Genomic DNA, 19,808 nt, shown 5'->3' on the forward strand with positions numbered 1-19,808 from the left:
GGACCGCTCGTGAGCCCGACCCGCACACCCGCGCGACGCATCGTCGCCGTGCTGCTGCTGTCGCTGTTCGCGGTCCTCGCTCCGGTGGCGGGCCCCGCGGTCGCCGACACCCCGCCGGTGCCGACGACGCTGCACAGCGAGTTCGCACCGAGCGCGTCGGCACCCCAGTCGGCACTGCCGGGACGGGCTGCACCCGGCGGCCCCGGCTCGGCGCCGGACGACGCCACCGCACACGGGCACCCCGGCCCGGCGCTCGACGCGCTGGTCCTCGCGCTGCCGGAGGTCGGCGGGGACACCCCGGACACCGACCGCGACCCCACCGGCGGGCCGGAACCCGGACATCGGACGCCGGCCGATCCGCGCGGGCCGCCCGCGGCCTGATCCGCGGCCGCCGCCCCGGCCCCGTCCGGCCGGCACCACCCGTGCCCGGACCGGTTCCGGGTGGGCCCGACCGGGCCCGGCGCGACGCGTACCCCCGACCCGCCGCCCCTCCCCCGTCCACACCGGACGCTCCCCCGAGGAACCTCGTGCAGCAACGACCCGTGCTCTGGCGCTCGCTGATCGCGCTCGCCGTACTCGTCCTGTCCTCCGTCATCGCGCTCACCACGGCCCCCACCCTCGGCCTGGACCTGCGCGGCGGCACCCAGATCGTGCTGGAGACCCGCGACACCGAGGAGGTGCGGGCCGACGGCGAGGCCACCGACCGGGTGCTCGAGGTGCTGCGCGGCCGGATCGACGGCCTCGGTGTCGCCGAGCCGACGCTGGCCCGCTCCGGCGAGAACCGGATCATCGTCGAACTTCCCGGCCTCACCGACCCGGCCGAGGCCGCCGAGACCCTCGGCCGGACCGCCCAGCTGACGATGCACCCGGTGCTCGGGATCGGCGTGCCCGGCGAGGAGCAGGCCAACGCCGACGAGGACGGGCAGCCGCTGCAGCTCGGCCCGCCGGCGCTCGCCGGTGACCTGATCGGCTCGGCGATGTCGGCACCGAACCCGCAGGGTGTCGGGCACGTCGTCGACGTCCGGTTCGAGGGTGAGGGCCCCGCCCGGTGGCAGGCGCTCACCGGGCAGGCGGCCTGCAACCCGCCCGGCGACCCGCAGCGCCGGGTCGCGATCGTGCTCGACGACCAGGTGATCTCCTCGCCGCAGGTGCACGAGACGATCCAGTGCAACATCGGCATGGTCGGCGGTCAGACCCAGATCAGCGGCAACTTCTCCCCCGACCAGGCCTCCGAGCTGGCGGTGCTGATCGAGGGCGGCGCGCTGCCGGTCCCGGTCGAGATCATCGAGCAGCGGACCGTCGGCCCGACGCTCGGTGCGGACGCCATCGAGGCCAGCGCGCTGGCCGCGATCATCGGTTCGGCGCTCGCCGGTGCCTTCCTGATCGTCGTGTACCGCCTGGTCGGGCTGGTCGCCGTCGTCGCGCTCGGCGGGTACGCGATCACCGCCTACGCGGTGCAGACCGGGCTCGGTGCGACCCTGACCCTGCCCGGCCTGGCCGCGTTCGTGCTCGCCGTCGGTATGGCGGTGGACGCCAACGTGCTGATCGCCGAACGATCACGCGAGGAGTACTCGCTCAAACCACGCCTGGAACGGGCCTCGGAGAACGGCTACAAGAACTCGCTGTCCGCGGTCGGTGACGTCGCAGTCACCTCGCTGCTGGCGGCGGTGCTGCTGTTCGGCCTGGCCTCCGGGCCGGTCCGCGGCTTCGGTGTCACGCTGGTCATCGGTGTCGTGGTGTCGCTGTTCTCGGCGCTGGTGCTGTCCCGGCTGCTGACCCTGGCCGTGCTGAAGATCCCCGCCGTACGACGCCGGCCGAAGATCACCGGTATCGCGGCCATCGGCCCGATCCGCCGGAAGCTGGAGGCCCGCGATCCCGGCTTCCTGCGCAACCCGGGCAAGCTCCTCGCCGTCGCCGGTGTCGTGCTCGTGGTGGCCGTCAGTGGGCTGTTCGTGCGCGGTCTCGAGCTCGGCGTCGAGTTCACCGGCGGCCGGCTGGTCGAGTTCACGACGACCAACGACATCACCGTCGAGCAGGCCCGGGACGCCGTCACCGCGGCCGGGTTCCCGAACCTGTCGGTCACCGCGACCGGCGACGGCGCGATCGGGCTGCGGGCCGGTGAGCTGGACGACGCCGGTGTGGCCGCACTGCGCGAGGCCGTCGGCGGCGCCGGCGGCGGCGCCGAGGTGCTGCGCGACGAGATGATCGGCCCGAGCCTCGGTGCCGAGCTGGCCCGCGGCGGCATCATCGCGCTCGGCGTCGCGCTCGCCGCGCAGTTCCTCTACCTGGCCTACCGGTTCCGGTGGACGCTGGGCGCCGGCGCGGTCGCCGCGCTGTTCACCAACGTGATGGTCGTCGTCGGTGTCTTCGCCTGGACCGGCCGGACGGCCGACGGCGTCTTCCTGGCCGCGCTCCTCACCGTCATCGGGTACTCGGTGAACGACACGGTGGTGGTGTTCGACCGGGTGCGCGAGCACTGGGCCCAGCGCGCGAAGGAACCCTTCCACCGGGTCGTCGGGTCCGCGGTGCTCTCGACGCTGCCCCGGACGGTCAACACCGGCATCTCCACGCTGACGATCCTGGTGATGCTACTGGCGCTCGGCGGCGCGACACTCGCCGACTTCGCGCTGGCACTGATCGTCGGCATCGTGGTCGGCACGATCTCGACGATCGTGATCGCCGGTCCGGTCTCGATCCTGCTGCAGCGCCGCTACGGCGGGATGCCGCCGCGGGTCGGGAAGTCGAAGCAGCCGGTCGGCAAGGCCGGGCGGCGGAACCCCTCGCGGGCCGACCGGGCCCGCAACCGCAACTCCGACGGCGCCGTCGTGTGAGGTCGTGCGGGGCCCACGCCGATACCCGCCTGGGCCCCGCACGGCACCGGCACCGCCGGTGACCGCATCCCTCGATGCCATCGCGCCATCGCCGTCGCCCGGCAGTTCGGCTGTGCAGGACAGCGGCTGACCGGGTTCCGCGGCACGATCGGCGTCGTGAAGCTGCAGATCGCCTTCGACGCCGCCGACCCGCACGCACTCGCCCGGTTCTGGGCGGCCGCACTGGATTACGAGGTCGAGGACCACACCGTGGTCGTCGACGGCCTGCTCGCGGCCGGCCGGATCACCGAGGAGGAGACCGTCGCCGACGGCGACCGGCGGGCGTTCCGGGATGTCGCCACCTGCCACGGGCCCGGCCCGAGGATCTTCATCGCCCGGGTCCCGGAGCCGAAGTCCGCCAAGAACCGGATGCACCTGGACCTGCAGGTCGGCCCGGACGCCGCGGCCGGCGAGGTGGCGCGGCTGGTCGCGCTCGGCGCCGAGGTGCTGTGGACGACGTCGGACCGCGGGCCGGTCACCACGACGCTGCGCGATCCCGAGGGCAACGAGTTCTGCGTGTCCTGATCAGCCGGGGTCCAGGTCGTAGGTCCGGTTCCCGACCTGGACGAGGTCGACCGCCGACACCAGACCGGCGGTGCCGCCGCCCTGGTTGACCCCGGCCGCGTAGCCGGTGGCCTGCGGATACGCCTCGATGATCTGATCCAGCGTCCGGCGCTCGCCGCCGGCGACGCAGTCGCGGTAGGCGTCGGCCGCGCCGATCTGCCGGGCGAGGCAGAAGGTGCCGGAGCCGACGTCGTAGCGGGTCCACGTCCCGGCCGGCGCCGGATCGGGAACGTAACTCAGGATGTGCAGGTCCCGGGGCGCCAGGTCGCCGCCGTCGATGTCGACCGCGATCTGGAACGACGGCATCGCGCCGGACGTCGACTCCGGATCCCGGACGGCCCAGTAGCTGCTGGACCGGAAGCGGCTGAGCGGGCCGGCGATCTCGTCGGTGCCGAACTGGATCCGGTCGTCGTCGCCGGGGGTGCGCAGCTCCAGCGCACCCGCACCGCCACCCGGGGGCGCGCCGAGACGGGTGCTGAACTCGCGGCTGCCCGCTCCGCGGTCGTAGGTGCCGGCGAACTGGTTCGACGACGTCGGGGTGACGACCACCGTGCCGGACGGGCCGAACGGGTCGAACGCCAGCGCGGGCTGCACCGCGCCCACCGCGACCAGGGCGGCGAGCGCCGTCGCCGCCCCCGCCAGCGCGTTGCGTGGTCCTCGACGCATGCGTCCCCCTCGACTCGCCGTGTCCTGCCCAACGAGCGGGCCGACGAGGGGTTACCGGTGGTTCACCGCTCGCCGGCGGCGCCGGGTGGGCCGAGATCGATCGGCGGCATCGGCAGCGCGCCGGGCGCCCACGTCTCGAGGAATCCCTGCTGGGCGCCGAGATCGACCAGCTCCACCCGGGCCCCGATGCCGGCCAGACGGTGGTAGGTGAAGGACCGCCCGTACGGGCAGGAGTCGAAGTCGACCGGCGCGCCCCGGTCGCTCAGCCGATCCCGGTCACGCGCAACGTCGGCGGACCAGTAACCGATGTGATCGAACCGGGGGCCGGTCTGCGTGATGTCCCACGGGCTCCCCGGGGGCCCTTCGATGACCTCGAAGAACGGCGGCCCGGCGGTCGAGAACACGATCCGGTAGGCCCAGTCGCCCAGGCTGCCGTCCCGGACCGGGTTCCACCGCACGCCCAGCGCGGCGGTGAGCTCACCCGTCGCGACCTCGATGCTCCGTACGGCGAAACAGAGATGGTAGAAGTCACCCATCCCGCCGATCCTGGCATCGGACCCGACGCGCGCCCAGCCCGCCGCCGCCGCCGCTCGCCGCCGCCCGTCGAGAGGTACAGGAGGGCGAGATGTCGATCTCTGCACAGCGCTGGTGTGACTCTCGGCGGGCCGGGACCGGTTGGGTGGGGCGTGGCGGACGGCTGGGCCTGTGTCGCCGACGAGCTGCGGCGCCCTCAGCGGGTGACGTAGCGATGGGTCCGGCAGCAGCGCCCCACGCCCTCGACTCGCCGAGGGGTACACGAGAGCGAGATGTCGATCTCTGCACAGCACTGGTGTGACTCTCACCGGGCCGGGGCGGGGGCGGGAGGCCGGGGGCGGGAGCAGGGGGCGGGAGCAGGCCGGGGCGGGGAGGGGCGGGGAGGGGCGGAGCGGGGCGGTTGCCTGTTGCGGGGGCCGGGCGAGTGGGGTCAGCCGGGCCCGTCGGCCGGCGAACCCGCACCCCAGTGGAACTGGCCCGCGGTCGGTTCGACCCGGAACGTCCAGCCCAGGCGCACGAGCTTCTCCGGCGCGTACGGCACCTTGATGATCTCGAAGCCGGTGCCGTCGAACAGCTCCCTGCGAACGACCGGCGACGACGGACCCTCGATCATCTCCTCCCCCGGGCGGTGCGAGTCGTCCACGAACATCACCTCACAGCCGGGGGCCCAGGCTCGAGCGGACCGACTCCAGGCGGCCTGGCGGAACCAGCCCCTGCAGCGTCTCCAGCGAGCAGGACCTACGAGCCGGTGGCCGTGGAGGCACGGACGAGTCGGTCTGTAGACCGGATGCAGCCGGCGTCGAAGGTCAGCGGCCCGATTCGGGCATCCGGCCGTCTCCGGGCCGTGCCGCACCTCTACCGCGACCGCGATCAACCGTGGTGGACCGCCTCGATGTTGTTCCCGTCAGGGTCGCTGACGAACGCGGCGTAGTAGCCCTCCGAGTACTCGGTCTGCACACCTGGAGGCCGCCGGCTCTCTCCACCAGTGGCCAGTGCGGCGCGGTAGAAGTCATCGACGGCCGCCCGGCTCGGAGATCCGAAAGCGATATGCGCCGTCGTCGTCGCCGCGACCTCACCTGCCGGCATGATCCCGAAGTCATCGGCGTGCGGTCGCCCGAACGCCACCCCGCCATCCACGTCCCCACTGCGGAGGCGCTCGATTCCCAGAGGCGCCAAAGCGGCCGTGTAGAAGCGGTCGCTGACAGCGAGGTCGGACACCACGATCGTCACGTGGTCCACGACAGGAATCGGTCTTTCCTCCACGGGCAGCACCGTACCGGTGAGGACAACCTGAAGCTCGTTCATTCGTGCTCCCCGAGCACGACGTCGATCGCACACCGGGTACGGGCCGGGAGACCGTGCAGGTCCGCCACGACGGCTTCGGCGATCGGCTGTTGCTTCCAGCATCCAGTCCTTGTCCCCTGGGCCGTGTCCGGGCCGTGGGGCGTTCGGGAGGGATGCGAACCGTCGAGAGCTCACGCGAGCATCGCGCCTGGTCACGACCGCTCCCCGAGCCTGGTGCCGGAGTGCGGGGCGGACGAGTCGGTCTGTAAGCCGGATCCTGTTCCCGGGCACCTCACGGTGCTCCGTTCGGCGACCATCCATCTCGGCCTGCCGTCGCCGGCAGGCTCCAGCGGTCCACCCGCAGGCTCGGGCGGGCAGCCCTCGAACGCCTGCGCAACCGTTCCGCCACGGGTGGCGGTGCGGTCTCTCGACCTTGCTCCGGGTGGGGTTTACCGAGCCACCCCGGTCACCCGGGGTGCTGGTGGTCTCTTACACCACCGTTTCACCCTTACCTCCGGGCGGACCCGGAGGCGGTCTGTTCTCTGTGGCACTGTCCCGCGGGTCGCCCCGGGTTGCCGTTGACAACCACCCTGCCCTGTGGAGTCCGGACTTTCCTCGACGGGATCCGGAGATCCCGACGCGGTCGCCCGACCGACTCGTCCGCGTCGTCGAGTCTAGCGACCCGGCTCGATCGGGCTCCTGGTGGGCCGAAGATCGGACCCGGTGTCGCCGAGACCGGCCCGGCGGGCCCGCAGCACCGCTTCGGCCCGGTCCGCGGCCTGTAGCTTGCCGATCACGTTCGACACGTAGTTCCGTACCGTCTTCGGTCGCAGCCCCATGCGACGACCGATCGTGGAGTTGTCCAACCCCTCGGCGAGCAGGCCGAGGATCTCGAGCTCCCGTTCGGTCAGGCCCGGGAACGCTGTCCGGTCGGGCCCCGTCCGGTCCAGGCTCCCGAGCAACCGGGCGGCTGTCTGCGGGCCGAACACCGAGTCACCCGCCGCGACGGCGCGGACCGCGGCGACGATCCGGCCGGGCTCGGCATCCTTGAGCAGGTAGCCGCGTGCCCCCGCCCGGACCGCTGCGGTCACCGCATCGGCGGAGAGCATCGTCAGCACCAGTGGCGCCGCGCGTGGTGCGACCACGCCGAGTGCCCGGATCAGCTCGACGCCATCGGTGTCGGGCAGGTTCAGATCGACGAGGACGACGTCCGGTGCCGTCCGTTCCACGAGCTCCAGCGCCCTGGCGCCGGTCTCCGCCTCGCCGACGACGACGATGTCCGGCTCGGCCGACAATCGGGTCCGCACCCCGAGCCGGAACATCGGATGGTCGTCGACGACGAGCACGTCGATCGAGGCCGGGGCTCCCCCGCTCACAGCGGGATCCTCGCTTCGACGCGGGTACCGGCGCCGCCCGGTCCGGGGCCCACCGTGACGGTGCCGCCGAGCTCTGCGGCCCGTTCGCGCATCGACGACCCGCCGATCCCGCCACCGGCCGGATCCGGGTGGGCCGCCGGCCCGCGGCCGTCGTCGGCGGCGACGAGTACCGCGACCGTCTTCTCCACCGCGAGATCGACCCGTGCGGTGTCGGCACCGGAGTGGCGGACGACGTTGGCCAGCGCCTCCTGGGCGATCCTCAGCAGGGCGACCTCCATCGCGGGACCCAGCGCCGCCGTTCCGGGGCCGGTTCGCAACTCGACGGTCAGCCCGGCCGTGGACAGTCGGTCGACCTCGGCGCGCAGCGCCCCCGGCAGACCCGCGTGATCGAGCACCGGTGGGCGGAGATCGTGGGCGACTCGGCGCACCTCGCCGATGGCGGATCGGACCTGGGCCTCCAGCTGGGCCAGCAGCTCCGGTCGCTCCCCCACCACCCGCACCGTGTCGAGGGTCAGCAGTTGGGAGGCCAGCAGTGGTCCGACACCGTCGTGCAGGTCACGGCGCAGCCGACGACGCTCGGTCTCGCGCACCTCAGCGGCGGCCGCGCGGGCCCGCCGGAGCAACACCGTCTCCTCGCGCAGGTACAGCACCAGCGCGACGAAGGGCAGGATCTCGACGAGTACCCGCCGGTGATGCCGGTCCAGCCGGTCGCCGTGGGCCGGGGCGAGCAGCAACGCACCGCGGTCCCGCCCTGCGGCGTCCACGACCGACTCGCGGTGTGCAGCCGCGACCGGCTCGCCGTGGCTCCAGAGCGGGACCCCGGCGGTGTCGAGCACCTGCACGTAGCGCAGCTGCAGCCCGGCCGCGAGCGTCGAGGCGAGATCCCGGCCGGCCCCCGCCTGCGGCTCCCGGGCGAGGGCGGCGAGCGATCGGACCAGTCCGTGGCCGCCGAGGATCTGGCGGCGAAGGCGCCCCCGCATGGCGTATCCGGCGAGCCCCGCGGTGAACGCCAGCACCCCGACGGCGGTACCGGCCAGGGCGGGCGCGGCCCGGCCGCTGAGCGCCGATCCGGCGACGGCGACCAGTCCGACGTAGATAATCGCGAGCCCCACCAGGGCGCCGCCGTAGAGTGCGGTCCTCCGCAGCACCGGATCGACGTCGTAGAGCCGGTGACGCAGCAGCGCCCACCCCAGCCCGGCACCCAGCGCGGCGAACGCCAGGTAGTCGAGCAGCACCGCGAACGGCTGTACGACGGGAAGCACCCCGCTCACTCCAGCGACGGTGACGAGTGCCGAGTTGATCACCAGCAGCACCGCCACGAGCAGCAGCACCTTCGCCTGCTGCCGGGCCGAGGTGTCCGACACGGTCCGGTAGCGGTGTACCTGGATCCCGGCCAGCAGCAGCCAGGCGAGCAGCTCGGCGTACTCGTGCCCGGGTGGGACGTCCGTGAGCACCGACGTCCCGGTGACGAGCACCAGCGCGGGCAGCGGCCAGATCCATCGGAACCAGCGGGGGTGCCAGCGGTCGTCCGGGAACAGCCCGGCGAACACCGGGACGAGGACGGCGACCACCGCGGCACGGACCAGGTCCACCCACCACGTCGGCGAGGATCCGGCGGCGGCCGTGGTGAACGGCGCGAGCGCGGTCAGTGGCAACAGCACGGTCGTGACCACGACGAGCCGACGGAGCGGGACCCTCCGAACCAGCGCCACCGCGACCGTCAGGAAGACGAGCAGCTCCGCCCACGCGACGACGGCGACCGTCACCGCGTAACCGGCGGGCGCAACCCCGGCCGCGGCCAGGAGGTCGACCGCCTGCGGGGACGGGCGTTCGAACCTCCGGCAGATCCCGTCCGGGCACGGCTGTGCGACCGCGTCGACGAACGCGGGAGTCCGCCACGCCGCCCAGCCGAGTACCGCGATCGTCGCGGCGGCGGTCGCCGGCAGCCGCGGTGTTCCGCCGGCCATCCCGCTCTCCCATGGGCTCGTCTCGGAGGTCAGAGTGTGCGGGACCGGCGGGTCGCCGCCAAGGGGACACCGAGCACCGCCCCCAGCGCGAACGGCACCAGCGGCGGGAGCGTGAAGCACGCCGCGACCGTCACGACCCCCAGCCCGGCCACCACGGTGCCGGTCCGGCGGGCAACGCCACTCGGTCGCAGTGCCACGACGAGCGCGACGAGCGCCACCCCACCGGCTGCGCACGTCACCGTCACCAGTACCGGCAGCACGTTGCCGACGGCCATCCCGGCACTCCTCACCAGGAGCGCGACCACCTGGGCAGCACCCCACGCCACAGCACACACGACAGCCGCGGTCGCCGCCACGGCGCCGGGACGTCGGCGGGTGGGACCCGAGGCACGCGCCACGACGGTCACCCCGACCGCGAACGCGGTGGCCCCGGCGATCAGCACGTACGGCATCGGGTCCAGCAGGCTCGGCTCCCCGTGGATCCGGGCCACGACCTCCGGGGGGAGCTCGTTGGGATCGACGCCGAGCTGGTCGGCGGCCGTCCGCTCGGCGGCGAGCGAACCGTCGAGCGTGCTACGGACCAGATCGACGACGATCATCGCGGCGAACACGAGGAACGAACCGAGCAGGAAACGGCCACCGCGCCGGGCGGCCGGGACGTCGAGGGATACGGGCGTGTCGTGCGGGAGTGTTCCGGACATCGGTGCTCCTGGGCCGGCTGGGACGGTGGTCGGATCACGACCGTGTCCGTCCCGGCGTCCCGGGTTCCAGGGACACCGTGTCCCGGCCCAGGCCTCAGGTCCCGCAGAACGTCACGAAAGGCGGCGCGTCGTCTCCCGGCGGCCGGGCGTAGCGCTCGTAGCCCTCGCGCTCGTCGTAGGGGTGGCTCAGCACCTGCAGCATCCACTGGACCGGCTCCAGGTCGTCGTCGACGACGGCCGCGCCGAGCGCTTCCTCGACCAGGTGGTTGCGCGGGACGTAGACCGGGTTGATCCGGTCCATCGCGGCGGCGTCCGGCTCGACCGCCCGCCACGACGCCAGCCACCCGTCCACGGCGGACGGGTCGTCGAACAGCTCGCGGACCGGGCCGGCATCGCCACGGGCGGCGTCGGCGAGCCGCCGGAAGAACAGCGTGTGGTCGGGCCTGCCGTCGGCGAGCAGGGTCGCGAGATCCTCCAGCAGCGGACCCGCCGCAAGACCCGCGGGGAGGCCGAGCTTCGCCCGGTAGCCCTCGTCGCGGGCGGCGAGGTAGCAGTCCGCGAACTCCCCGAGCACCTCGGTCGCCAGCCGGATCGCCTCGTCGGAGTCGTCGTCGATCAGCGGGATCAGCGCCTCCCCGAAGCGGGCCAGGTTCCACTGGGCGATCCCGGGCTGGTTACCGTAGGCGTAGCGACCGCCGTGGTCGATCGAGCTGAAGACGGTCGCCGGATCGTGCGCGTCGAGGAACGCACAGGGGCCGTAGTCGATCGTCTCGCCCGAGATCGTCATGTTGTCGGTGTTCATGACGCCGTGCACGAAGCCCAGCTGCATCCAGCGCGCGACGAGCTCCGCCTGCACGCCGAGCACCCGGCGGAACAGCTCCAGGTAGGGCCGCTCGGCATCGGCGGCGCCGGGATGGTGGCGGGCGATCGCGTGCTCGGCGAGCCTGCGCAGCACGTCGATCTCGCCGGTGGCGGCGGCGAACTGGAAGGTCCCCACCCGCAGATGGCTCGACGCCGTCCGGGCCAGCACCGCGCCCGGCTCCGGGCCGCGGTCGCGCATCACGTGCTCACCGGTCGCGACGACCGCCAGCGACCGGGTGCTCGGGACGCCGAGTGCGTGCATCGCCTCGGACACCAGGTACTCGCGCAGCATCGGGCCCAGCGGCGCCTTCCCGTCACCGCCGCGGGCGAACGGGGTCCGGCCGGAACCCTTGAGGTGCAGGTCGCGGCGCTCCCCGGACGGTGTGACGAGCTCCCCGACGAGCAGCGCGCGGCCGTCGCCGAGGCGCGGCGAGTAGTTGCCGAACTGGTGCCCGGCGTAGGCCTGCGCGACCGTCGTCGCCGACTCCGGCACGACCGTGCCGGTGAGCAGGCCGAGACCCTCGGGCGTGCGCAGCGCCGCCGGGTCCAGGCCGAGCTCTGCCGCCAGCGCCTCGTTGAACAGCACCAGCCGCGGTTCCGGGGCCGGCGCCGCTTCCCACGGCAGGTACAGGCCTTCCAGGTCGCGGACGAAGGTGTTCTCGAACGCGATCTCGGTGGCTGTGGTCATGGCCCCAGGCTACGAGCCGCGTCCGGCATCGGCTCGACATCGGCCCCATCCGGTTCCCCGGCGCTCGACGGCGTCGCCGCCCGGGTCGACTGCACACTCGCCGACGAGTTCCCGGGCGGGGAACACGATCGCCGTGGGCCGGGTGCACGCCCTCGGCGCGGGTCCCGCCCGGACGTCGCTGCTGTTCGACCACATCGAGCAGCCGGTCGATCTCCGCGGCCGGGAGGTCGCCCCGTTCCCGGGGACCCCCCGGCTACGCACGCGTCGCCAGCTCCGCGACGATCAAGTCGGCCATCGGGGCGCTCGACGCCGGATTCTGCCCGGTGATCAGATTGCCGTCGGCCACCGTGAAGGCCTGATAGGCCGGACCGCTCTCGTGCCGCGCGCCACGCTCGCGCAACCGGCTCGCCAACAGCCACGGAGCCCCGTCGGCCGTGCCGAAGAGCGACTCCTCCTCGTCGGTGAACGCCGCCATCCGACGCCCGGCGAACAGCCATCCGCCGTCCGGCCCGGTGGCGCTGAGCAGGCCTGCGGGCCCGTGACACACCGCGCCGACGATCGTGCCGGCAGCGTCGGCCCGAGCCAGCAGGGCACCGAGATCCGCGTCGGAGAACAGGTCGACGACCGGCCCGTGACCGCCGGGCAGCACGATCGCCGCATAACGGTCCGGATCGACGTCGGACAGGCGCAGCGGCGGTCCGGACTCCCGCAGCGCGACCTCGGCGATCCGGACCCACCGCTCGCAGTCGGGCCCGGCGACCCCGGGGTCGGCGCTGTGCCGGTCCAGGGACTGGAGCACCCCACCCGGCGAGGCGAACTCGACGGTGTGCCCGGCGGCGGTGAACGTCTCGTACGGCGCGGCCAACTCCTCGGCCCAGTAGCCGGTCGGGTAGGACGTGCCGTCGGTGCGCTCCCAGGTGTCGGCCGCGGACATGACGACCAGGATCCGGCTCATGTGGTGCTCCCTCGGATGGATCGGGTTTCCGGCGGCGGTCGCATGTTCGGTGGCGACCCGCCGCCGGTGATGACGTGCTCCCAGCCTGGCGTCCGGGAAGCCGCTCCGGAGGCCCGGCGCGGGCCCTCCGCGACCGCGGACCCGGCTACCCAGGACTCGGAGGACCAGGTCCCGTCGCACCGTTGTGCGCGACACTGATCGGCATGGCCGGGAACAACCGCGAGCTCGCCGACTTCCTGCGACGCGCGCGCAGCCAGTGCGATCCGGCCCACGCCGGTCTGCCCGCCGACGGCCGGGTCCGCCGGGTGCCGGGGCTGCGCCGCGAGGAGGTGGCACTGCTCGCCGGCGTCTCCACCGACTACTACGCCCGACTGGAACAGGGCCGCCGCATCGTGCCGTCGCCCGCGGTCGTCGACGCCCTCGGCCGTGCCCTGGAGCTGGACGCCGCAGGCCGGGCGCACCTGGCCGACCTGATCGGCCTGGGCTCCGCGTCACCGCGGCCCCGTACCCGGGAGGTGCAACGGGTGCGCCCCGGCCTGCACCAGCTGCTGGACGCGCTCGACGGTGAACCCGCCCTGCTACTGGGGCGACGGATGGACGTACTAGTGCCTCGTCAGGAAACGTTGGGGGCGTAACCGGCCAGCTTGATCGACTGGGCCGGCGAGCGCGAGGCTGTCGCTGGAGGTGGGCGATGGCTCGACAGCCTGAGGTGTTCGTCCGGGAGTTGGACCCGGCCGACGCGGAGCGTCTGGTGAAGATCACCAGGACTGCGCGGGACCGGGTCCGACTGCGCCGGGCGGGGATCGTGCTGGCCTCGGTGCAGGGCCGCAGCGCCACCGAGGCGGCGGCGATGTTCGCCGCCACGGCCCAGTACGCGCGGGAGGTGATCCACGCGTTCAACGAGAAGGGGTTCGCCGGGCTGGACCCAAAATGGAGCGGGGGCCGACCCCGTAGGTTCGGCCCCGATGCCCGCGAGCTGATCTGCCGGGTCGCCCGCACCCCGCCGCAGGACCTCAAGTTGCCGTTCACCACGTGGAGCCTGACCAAGCTGGTCGCCCACCTGCGCGAGCGGCATCGGATCGTGGGGAGCACCGAGACCGTGCGTCAGGTCCTGCGCGATGCCGGTGTGCGCTGGCAGGCCACCAAGACCTGGAAGACCAGTCGGGACCCGGAGTTCACCGTGAAGATGAACCGGATCCTGGAGCTCTATGACCAGGCCGCAGCCGGGCAGATCCCCGACGGTGGGCGCGTTATCTGCGTCGATGAGTTCGGGCCGCTGAACCTGCAGCCCCGACCAGGGCGGGGATGGTTCCCCAGCGGGCGACCAGCGCGGCTGCGCGCGACCTACAACCGCGTCGGCGGGGTGCGGCACGTGTTCGGGGCACTGGATCTGGCCTCGGGCCAGATGTTCTACCGGTTCCGGGACCCGAAGCGCTGGCAGGAGTTCCTCGCCTTCCTCAAGCAGCTGCGTGCCCGGTTCCCGACCGGACGGCTGCATGTCGTGTGCGACAACTTCTCCCCGCACCGCAAGGCTCAGGTCGCCGACTGGTGCGCCGGCCACGACGTCGAGTTGGTGTTCACCCCGACCAACGCCTCGTGGTTGAACTGGATCGAGTGCGAGTTCACGGCGCTGCGCTACTTCACCCTCGACGGCAGCGACTACCCCTCCCACACCGCCCAAGAAGCCTCGATCGCCGGCTACATCCGGTGGGCCAACAGACACGCGACCCCGAAACGGCACTTCGCCCCCGAGTCCAAGATCCGCAGACCGGATTACCTACCGAACGTTGCCTGACGAGGCACTAGCCGCGAACCCGATTGCGACGGCGCTGTTCACCGACTTCGAGCGGTTCCCCGGCCCCGAGCGCAACTACGCCCGGTGGATCCTGCTCGACGCCGACGCCCGGGCGCTGTTCGTCGATTGGGAGATCCAGGCGCGGGCGGCGGTGGAGACCCTGCGGCTGGAATCGGGCCGTGATCCGGGCGACCGGGCGACCGTCGCGCTGGTCGCACACCTGCGCGAGGAGAGCCCCGAGTTCGGCCGGTGGTGGTCCGAACACCGGGTCTACCAGCGGACCCACGGGTCGAAGCGGCTGCGCCATCCCGTCGTCGGGGAGCTCACCGTGGAGTACGAGACACTCGTACCCCCCGGTGATCCGGACACCGTGTTGTTCCTCTACACGACCGCGGCCGGGTCGCCGTCCCGGGAGGCGATGGACCTCCTGGCGAGCTGGACGGCGTCCGAGCGGAGAGCCGGACGGCCCCGCCGCTGATCAGCCCCGCAACGTCTCCCGGGGCAGCTCCCCGAACCGCTGCCGGTACTGCTGGGCGAACCGGCTCTGGTGCAGGAACCCCCAGCGCAGCGCGACCTCGGTGCCCCGTACCGTCGCCGGGTCGCAGCGCTGCAGCTCGGCGCGGACCCGGTCGAGCCGGATCCGGCGCAGGTGGCTCATCGGGGACTCCCCCAGCTCCTGCTGGAACGCCGCATGCAGGGTCCGGACGCTCATACACCCCACCCGGGCCAGCTCCTGCGGCGTGAGCGGGGAGTCGGCGTGCTGCTCCATGTGGTCCAGGACCGGGCCGAGCCGGCCCGAGCGCACCGGATCGGCGGGCTCGGCCAGCGCGTCGCTGTAGCGGTGCCGGCCGGCGTGCAGCAGCTGCGTCATCACGAACGCCTCGAGCTGCTCCCGGGCGATCGGCATGTCCGCCAGCCCGCCGGGGCGGTCCAGCTCGCGGGCGAGGAACTCCACCGACGCCAGCAGTGTCCGTCCGGCCGGGGTGGTGAGGTCGAGGCCGAACCCGAAGTCGACGACGTCGTGCACGGGGCGGTTGAGCTGCTCGCTCAGGTGGGTCTCCAGGCTGGTGCGCGGGATCTTGAGGATCAGCTGTTCGGCGTCCGAGGACCATCGCACGGTGTTCGTCCGGTCCGGCAGCAGGACGACGCCCGAGGAGCCGGCCTCGGTTCGCGCCCGGCACCCGTCGCTGCGTTCGGCCCTGGTGCCGCCCGCGACCGTGAGGTTCACGTGGTAGTTGTCCTCGGTCGGCGGCATGACCAGCGTCGCCGGCGACTGGTAGGTCAGGTAGCCGACGGTGAACACCCGGTCGGTGGTGGCGTTCAGCGTCATCGCGACCCGGTCGTCGGGTGCGGTGATGTCGTGCCGCAGGTAGGTCTGGGTGACCGCCTCGCGCGCGTGCTCGAGGCTGCACGTCGCCAGGACCGGATAGCGCTCGAGCGTGCCGCCGGGCTGCATCTGCATCAACTCGACACCTCCTCGTGCCGCGGATACCTCGTGCAGGCCAGCCTAAGCCCGTCTGCGGCGCTGCTACCAGCCGCTGAGTGCGTCCGGCCAGCCGCTCAGTGCGGATCCCGGGTGCTGCGCGGAACGGCTCCACCGGTGCGGCGCGCGGATATCGACCGACACACGGACCGCCATAGCCTCCGGATCCACCGCAGGCAGGCGACGGAGCCACCAGAGGAGATGTCCGAGGAGATGTCACAGCAGATGGCGGAGACACCAGCACTGGAAGAGTTCGGGCTCTTCATCAACGGCCGGACCGTGCCCGCCAGGTCGGGCGCCACGTTCGAGTCGCAGAACCCCTACACCGGCGCACCGTGGGCCCGGCTGGCCGACGGCTCACCCGAGGACGTCGACGAGGCCGTCGCCGCGGCCCGCAACGCGTTCGACGGCGAGTGGGGCGCGAAGACCGGGTTCGAACGGGCGGCGATCCTGCGCCGCTGCGGCGACGCGATCGCCGCCAACGCCGAGCGGCTGGCCCGGCTGGAGGTCAACGACTCCGGAAAGCTGCTGCGCGAGATGCGCGGGCAGCTCACCGCGCTGCCGCAGTGGTACTACTACTTCTCCGGGCTGGCCGACAAGATCGAGGGCCGCACGATCCCGCCGGTGAACCCGAACTACTTCGGCTACACCACCCGCGAGCCGGTCGGCGTGGTCGGCGCGATCACCCCGTGGAACTCGCCGCTGCTACTGCTGACCTTCAAGCTGGCACCCGCGCTGGCCGCGGGCTGCACGATGGTCGTCAAGCCCTCCGAGCACTCCCCCGCATCGACGGTGGCGTTCGCCCAGGTGCTGCACGAGGCCGGTCTCCCGGACGGCGTGCTGAACGTCGTCACCGGCTGGGACCGGGCGACCGGGCAGTCGCTCGCCGGGCACACCGGGGTGGACAAGGTCGCCTTCACCGGCTCGACGGCGACCGGTGCGGCCGTCGCGCAGGCCGCCGGGGCGAACATCAACCGGGTCACCCTGGAGCTGGGCGGGAAGTCCCCGCAGATCGTGTTCGCCGACGCCGACCTGGACGCCGCCGCGAACGGCCTGGTCGCCGGGGTGTTCGCCGCGACCGGACAGACCTGCATGGCCGGGTCCCGGCTGATCGTGCATGCCGATGTGCACGACGCGCTGGTGGAGAAGGTCGCCGCACGGGCGAACGCGATCGTCCTCGGCGACCCGACCGAGCAGGCCACCGAGATGGGTCCGGTCGCGAACCGGCCGCAGTACGAGAAGGTGCTCGGCTACCTGCGCGGTGCCGCCGCCGAGGGCGCGACCTTCGCCTGCGGTGGCGAGCCGGACGCCGAGCGGGGCGGGCTGTTCGTCCGCCCGACCGTCGTGACCGATGTGACGCCGGAGAACACCATCGTCCGTGAGGAGGTGTTCGGGCCGGTGCTCGCCGCGTACCGGTTCACCGACGAGGACGAGGCGCTCAAGCTCGCCAACGACACCCCGTACGGCCTGGCCGGTGCGGTGTGGACCAAGGACGTGCACCGCGCGCACCGGGTCGCCGCGAAGCTGCGCGCCGGGACGGTGTGGATCAACGCCTACCGGGTGATCGCCCCGAACATGCCCTTCGGCGGCTTCGGTGCCAGCGGCATCGGCCGGGAGAACGGTGTCGACGCGATCAACGAGTACACCGAGAACAAGTCCGTCTTCGTCGAACTGACCGGCGGCACCCGCGACCCCTTCCAGCTCGGCTAGAGCTCCCCGCATCACCAGAAGGAGACATTTTCGTGACCGTCACCGCGAACGAGCGCCTCGGCCTCAACCCGACCGACCCCCGTCCGCCGGAGGAGACCCGGCCGTTGGTCGACCGCGCGCAGACCAACCCGCTGTTCGGCGACCAGAAGGTGAAGCTCGGCCTGTTCGGCACCAACTGCTCGTACGGGCTGATCATGAGCCACGCCCCGAGCACCTACAAGATCACCTGGGAGCACACGAGGGAGATCGCCACCCGGGCCGACGATCTCGGCTTCGACGTGCTCGTCCCGGTCGCCCGCTGGAAGGGCTTCGGCGGATCGACCAACTTCAACGGCAACTGCTTCGAGACCTACGCCTGGGCGGCCGGACTCGCCGAGGCGACCGAGCGGATCTCCATCGCCGCCACCTCGCACCTGCCGACGGTGCACCCGATCGTCGCGGCCAAGGCCGCCACCACGATCGACCACATCTCGGGCGGCCGGTTCGCGCTCAACCTGGTGATGGGCTGGGTGCCGCCGGAGATGGAGATGTTCGGTACCGAGCAGCGCGAGCACGACCAGCGCTACGCGTTCGGCCAGGACTGGATCGACTTCGCCACCAAGCTCTGGACCGAGGAGGGATCGTTCAGCCTGGACTCGGAGTTCTTCCGCGGCGACCTGCTCGAGGCCTACCCGAAGCCGCACCAGGCGCCGCGGCCGGCGCTGCTCAACGCCGGCAACTCGCCGGCCGGGATCGAGTTCTCCGCCCGCAACGTCGACATCAACTTCGCGTCGCTGGACACCCTGGAGAACATCACCGCCTACACCGACAAGGTCCGGGCCAAGGCGCGTGACGACTACCAGCGAGACATCCAGGTGATGACCTACGGCCTGGTCGTCTGCCGGGACACCGAGGAGGAGGCCAAGCGGGCCTTCCAGCAGGTGGTGGACGAGGGCGACTGGGGTGCCGCGGGCAACGTCATCAAGATCGCCGGATCGGGCGAGAGCAAGTCGTTCGACCACGCGGTCAAGGCGATGCAGGAACGGTTCATCGCCGGCTGGGGCGGTTACCCGATCGTCGGTACCCCGGAGCAGGTCACCGAGGAGCTGGGCAAGCTCAACGAGGCCGGCATGGAAGGCATGATCTTCGGCCTGATCGACTACAACGAGGAGCTCAAGTACTTCGGCGAGCGGGTCATGCCGCTGCTGAAGGAGGCCGGGCTGCGGCACTGAATCGGCACCGAGCCGGCGGCTCCGAATCAGCACCGAGCCGGAGGCGGTGAATCGACACCGAGCCGGCGGCGGTGAATCAGCACCGAGCCGGTGCGCCGGTGCCGGTCACTCCCGCGTGGTGGTGACCGGCACCGGACGCTTCGACCAGTAGCTGGCAAGTGCGGCACCGGACACGTTGTGCCACACCGAGAAAACCGCACCGGGCAGGGCGGCCGCGGGTCCGAAGTGTACGGTCCCGAGGGTCGCGGCGAGCCCGGAGTTCTGCATCCCCACCTCGATCGACACCGCGCGGCGGGCCGTGGCGTCGAGCCCGAACGCGCGGGCGACCGCGTAGCCGAGTGCGAGCCCGGCCAGGTTGTGCACGATCACCACCCCCACGATGGCGAGCCCGGCGGCGAACAGCGCGTCCGCCGACCCGGCGACGACGATCATCACGACGGTCGTGATCCCGATGACCGACGCCAGCGGCAGCGCGGGTGTGATCCGGTCGACGACGCCGCCGGCGAAGCGCCGGAGCAGGAATCCCAGCACCACCGGGATCAGCACGATCTGCACGATGGAGAAGAACAGGCTGCCCGCCGAGACCGGCAGGTACTGCCCGGCGAGCAGCAGCACCAGCAGGGGCGTCACGATCGGTGCGACCAGCGTCGACACCGAGGTCATCGCGACCGACAGCGCGACGTCCCCGCGGGCGAGGAAGACCATCACGTTGGACGCCGTGCCGCCGGGTGCACAGGCCACCAGGATCACCCCGACGGCGATCTCCGGCGGCAGGTCGACCAGCACGGTCAGCAGCCAGCCGACCGCGGGCATCACGACGTACTGAGCGCCCAGGCCGATCGCGAACGCGGCGGGCCGCCGCACGATGTAGGCGAAGTCGACCGGCCGCAGCGTCATGCCCATCCCGAGCATGATCAGCGCGAGCAGCCACGGGACGGCCGAGGACCAGCCGTCGAACACACCCGGCACCGCCAGCGCCACCGCTCCCGCCACCAGGACGATCACCGGGAACCATCGGCCGACCACGTCGCCCACCGTCTGCACGCGCTGCATCGCACTCACCCCCGCACCCTTGCACCGAACCCCACCTCCGGGGCAAACCGGACGTCCGGATGGCGGGACGGCCGTCCCGGACCGTGTGTG

The 19,808-nt window shown here is 72.4% G+C and carries 19 protein-coding genes and 1 other RNA gene; 8 read left to right on the forward strand and 12 right to left on the reverse strand.

Annotation, left to right across the window (positions count from 1 at the left end; all coding sequences use genetic code 11):
• Positions 1-9: 9 nt before the first annotated feature.
• From Pdca_RS20285 to Pdca_RS20295, 3 genes are all read left to right on the forward strand, one after another.
• Positions 10-381, forward strand: a complete 372-nt coding sequence (locus tag Pdca_RS20285; protein ID WP_085916150.1) for a hypothetical protein — start codon at positions 10-12, stop codon at positions 379-381.
• A 146-nt stretch (positions 382-527) separates the two neighbouring features.
• Positions 528-2,831, forward strand: coding sequence for a protein translocase subunit SecD (secD, locus tag Pdca_RS20290; RefSeq protein WP_232021077.1), 2,304 nt, complete (start codon positions 528-530; stop codon positions 2,829-2,831).
• A 156-nt stretch (positions 2,832-2,987) separates the two neighbouring features.
• The gene (locus Pdca_RS20295; protein WP_085916152.1) at positions 2,988-3,395 is read left to right on the forward strand and encodes a VOC family protein; all 408 of its coding nucleotides are present in this window, start codon (positions 2,988-2,990) and stop codon (positions 3,393-3,395) included.
• Here Pdca_RS20295 and Pdca_RS20300 read toward each other — a convergent pair whose 3' ends face one another.
• From Pdca_RS20300 to Pdca_RS20345, 10 genes are all read right to left on the reverse strand, one after another.
• Positions 3,396-4,100 (reverse strand): hypothetical protein, encoded by a 705-nt coding sequence (locus tag Pdca_RS20300; RefSeq protein WP_085916153.1) that lies wholly within the window; start codon positions 4,098-4,100, stop codon positions 3,396-3,398.
• A 62-nt stretch (positions 4,101-4,162) separates the two neighbouring features.
• Positions 4,163-4,636 carry a VOC family protein gene (locus Pdca_RS20305; RefSeq protein WP_085916154.1) on the reverse strand — a complete coding sequence of 158 codons (474 nt, stop codon included), beginning with the start codon at positions 4,634-4,636 and terminating at the stop codon, positions 4,163-4,165.
• Positions 4,637-5,064: 428 nt separating this feature from the next.
• A complete protein-coding gene (locus Pdca_RS20310; RefSeq protein WP_125911489.1) occupies positions 5,065-5,277 on the reverse strand; it encodes a hypothetical protein in 213 nt (70 codons plus the stop codon).
• A 227-nt stretch (positions 5,278-5,504) separates the two neighbouring features.
• Positions 5,505-5,939: a VOC family protein gene (locus Pdca_RS20315; protein WP_085916156.1), complete on the reverse strand. Its 435-nt coding sequence runs from the start codon at positions 5,937-5,939 to the stop codon at positions 5,505-5,507.
• Between the two features lie 229 nt (positions 5,940-6,168).
• An RNA gene (gene rnpB, locus Pdca_RS20320) (RNase P RNA component class A) lies at positions 6,169-6,577 on the reverse strand.
• A gap of 15 nt (positions 6,578-6,592) precedes the next feature.
• Positions 6,593-7,294, reverse strand: a complete 702-nt coding sequence (locus tag Pdca_RS20325) for a response regulator (RefSeq protein ID WP_269462807.1) — start codon at positions 7,292-7,294, stop codon at positions 6,593-6,595.
• Complete coding sequence (locus Pdca_RS20330; protein WP_085916157.1) at positions 7,291-9,261, reverse strand: sensor histidine kinase; 1,971 nt, start codon at positions 9,259-9,261, stop codon at positions 7,291-7,293. The genes Pdca_RS20325 and Pdca_RS20330 overlap by 4 nt, the downstream gene beginning before the upstream one ends.
• A gap of 29 nt (positions 9,262-9,290) precedes the next feature.
• The gene (locus Pdca_RS20335) at positions 9,291-9,962 is read right to left on the reverse strand and encodes a hypothetical protein (protein WP_085916158.1); all 672 of its coding nucleotides are present in this window, start codon (positions 9,960-9,962) and stop codon (positions 9,291-9,293) included.
• A 94-nt stretch (positions 9,963-10,056) separates the two neighbouring features.
• Positions 10,057-11,511: a protein adenylyltransferase SelO gene (locus Pdca_RS20340; RefSeq protein ID WP_085916159.1), complete on the reverse strand. Its 1,455-nt coding sequence runs from the start codon at positions 11,509-11,511 to the stop codon at positions 10,057-10,059.
• Positions 11,512-11,764: 253 nt separating this feature from the next.
• Positions 11,765-12,466: a type 1 glutamine amidotransferase domain-containing protein gene (locus Pdca_RS20345; protein ID WP_085916160.1), complete on the reverse strand. Its 702-nt coding sequence runs from the start codon at positions 12,464-12,466 to the stop codon at positions 11,765-11,767.
• A gap of 203 nt (positions 12,467-12,669) precedes the next feature.
• On the opposite strand from Pdca_RS20345, the gene Pdca_RS20350 reads away from it, so the two are divergent.
• From Pdca_RS20350 to Pdca_RS20360, 3 genes are read left to right on the forward strand one after another with little or no spacing between them, the layout of a single operon-like run.
• On the forward strand, positions 12,670-13,101 hold the full coding sequence (locus Pdca_RS20350) for a helix-turn-helix domain-containing protein (protein ID WP_232021079.1): 432 nt from the start codon (positions 12,670-12,672) through the stop codon (positions 13,099-13,101).
• 56 nt (positions 13,102-13,157) lie between these two features.
• Positions 13,158-14,261: an IS630 family transposase gene (locus Pdca_RS20355; protein ID WP_125911472.1), complete on the forward strand. Its 1,104-nt coding sequence runs from the start codon at positions 13,158-13,160 to the stop codon at positions 14,259-14,261.
• Entirely contained in the window at positions 14,254-14,739 is a 486-nt protein-coding gene (locus tag Pdca_RS20360) for an MmyB family transcriptional regulator (protein WP_232021080.1), read from the forward strand. Before Pdca_RS20355 ends, Pdca_RS20360 begins: the two co-directional genes overlap by 8 nt.
• Here Pdca_RS20360 and Pdca_RS20365 read toward each other — a convergent pair whose 3' ends face one another.
• A complete protein-coding gene (locus Pdca_RS20365) occupies positions 14,740-15,723 on the reverse strand; it encodes an AraC family transcriptional regulator (protein ID WP_085913097.1) in 984 nt (327 codons plus the stop codon).
• A 246-nt stretch (positions 15,724-15,969) separates the two neighbouring features.
• On the opposite strand from Pdca_RS20365, the gene Pdca_RS20370 reads away from it, so the two are divergent.
• Both Pdca_RS20370 and Pdca_RS20375 read left to right on the forward strand, forming a co-directional pair.
• Positions 15,970-17,454: an aldehyde dehydrogenase gene (locus tag Pdca_RS20370; protein ID WP_085913117.1), complete on the forward strand. Its 1,485-nt coding sequence runs from the start codon at positions 15,970-15,972 to the stop codon at positions 17,452-17,454.
• 32 nt (positions 17,455-17,486) lie between these two features.
• On the forward strand, positions 17,487-18,665 hold the full coding sequence (locus Pdca_RS20375) for an LLM class flavin-dependent oxidoreductase (protein WP_085913096.1): 1,179 nt from the start codon (positions 17,487-17,489) through the stop codon (positions 18,663-18,665).
• A 105-nt stretch (positions 18,666-18,770) separates the two neighbouring features.
• Here the strand turns inward: Pdca_RS20375 and Pdca_RS20380 are convergent, their stop codons facing one another.
• Positions 18,771-19,718 carry a bile acid:sodium symporter family protein gene (locus tag Pdca_RS20380; RefSeq protein WP_085913095.1) on the reverse strand — a complete coding sequence of 316 codons (948 nt, stop codon included), beginning with the start codon at positions 19,716-19,718 and terminating at the stop codon, positions 18,771-18,773.
• Between the last annotated feature and the right edge of the window lie 90 nt (positions 19,719-19,808).

The sequence above is a fragment of the Pseudonocardia autotrophica genome (assembly GCF_003945385.1).
GTDB classification, from domain to species: Bacteria; Actinomycetota; Actinomycetes; order Mycobacteriales; family Pseudonocardiaceae; genus Pseudonocardia; species Pseudonocardia autotrophica.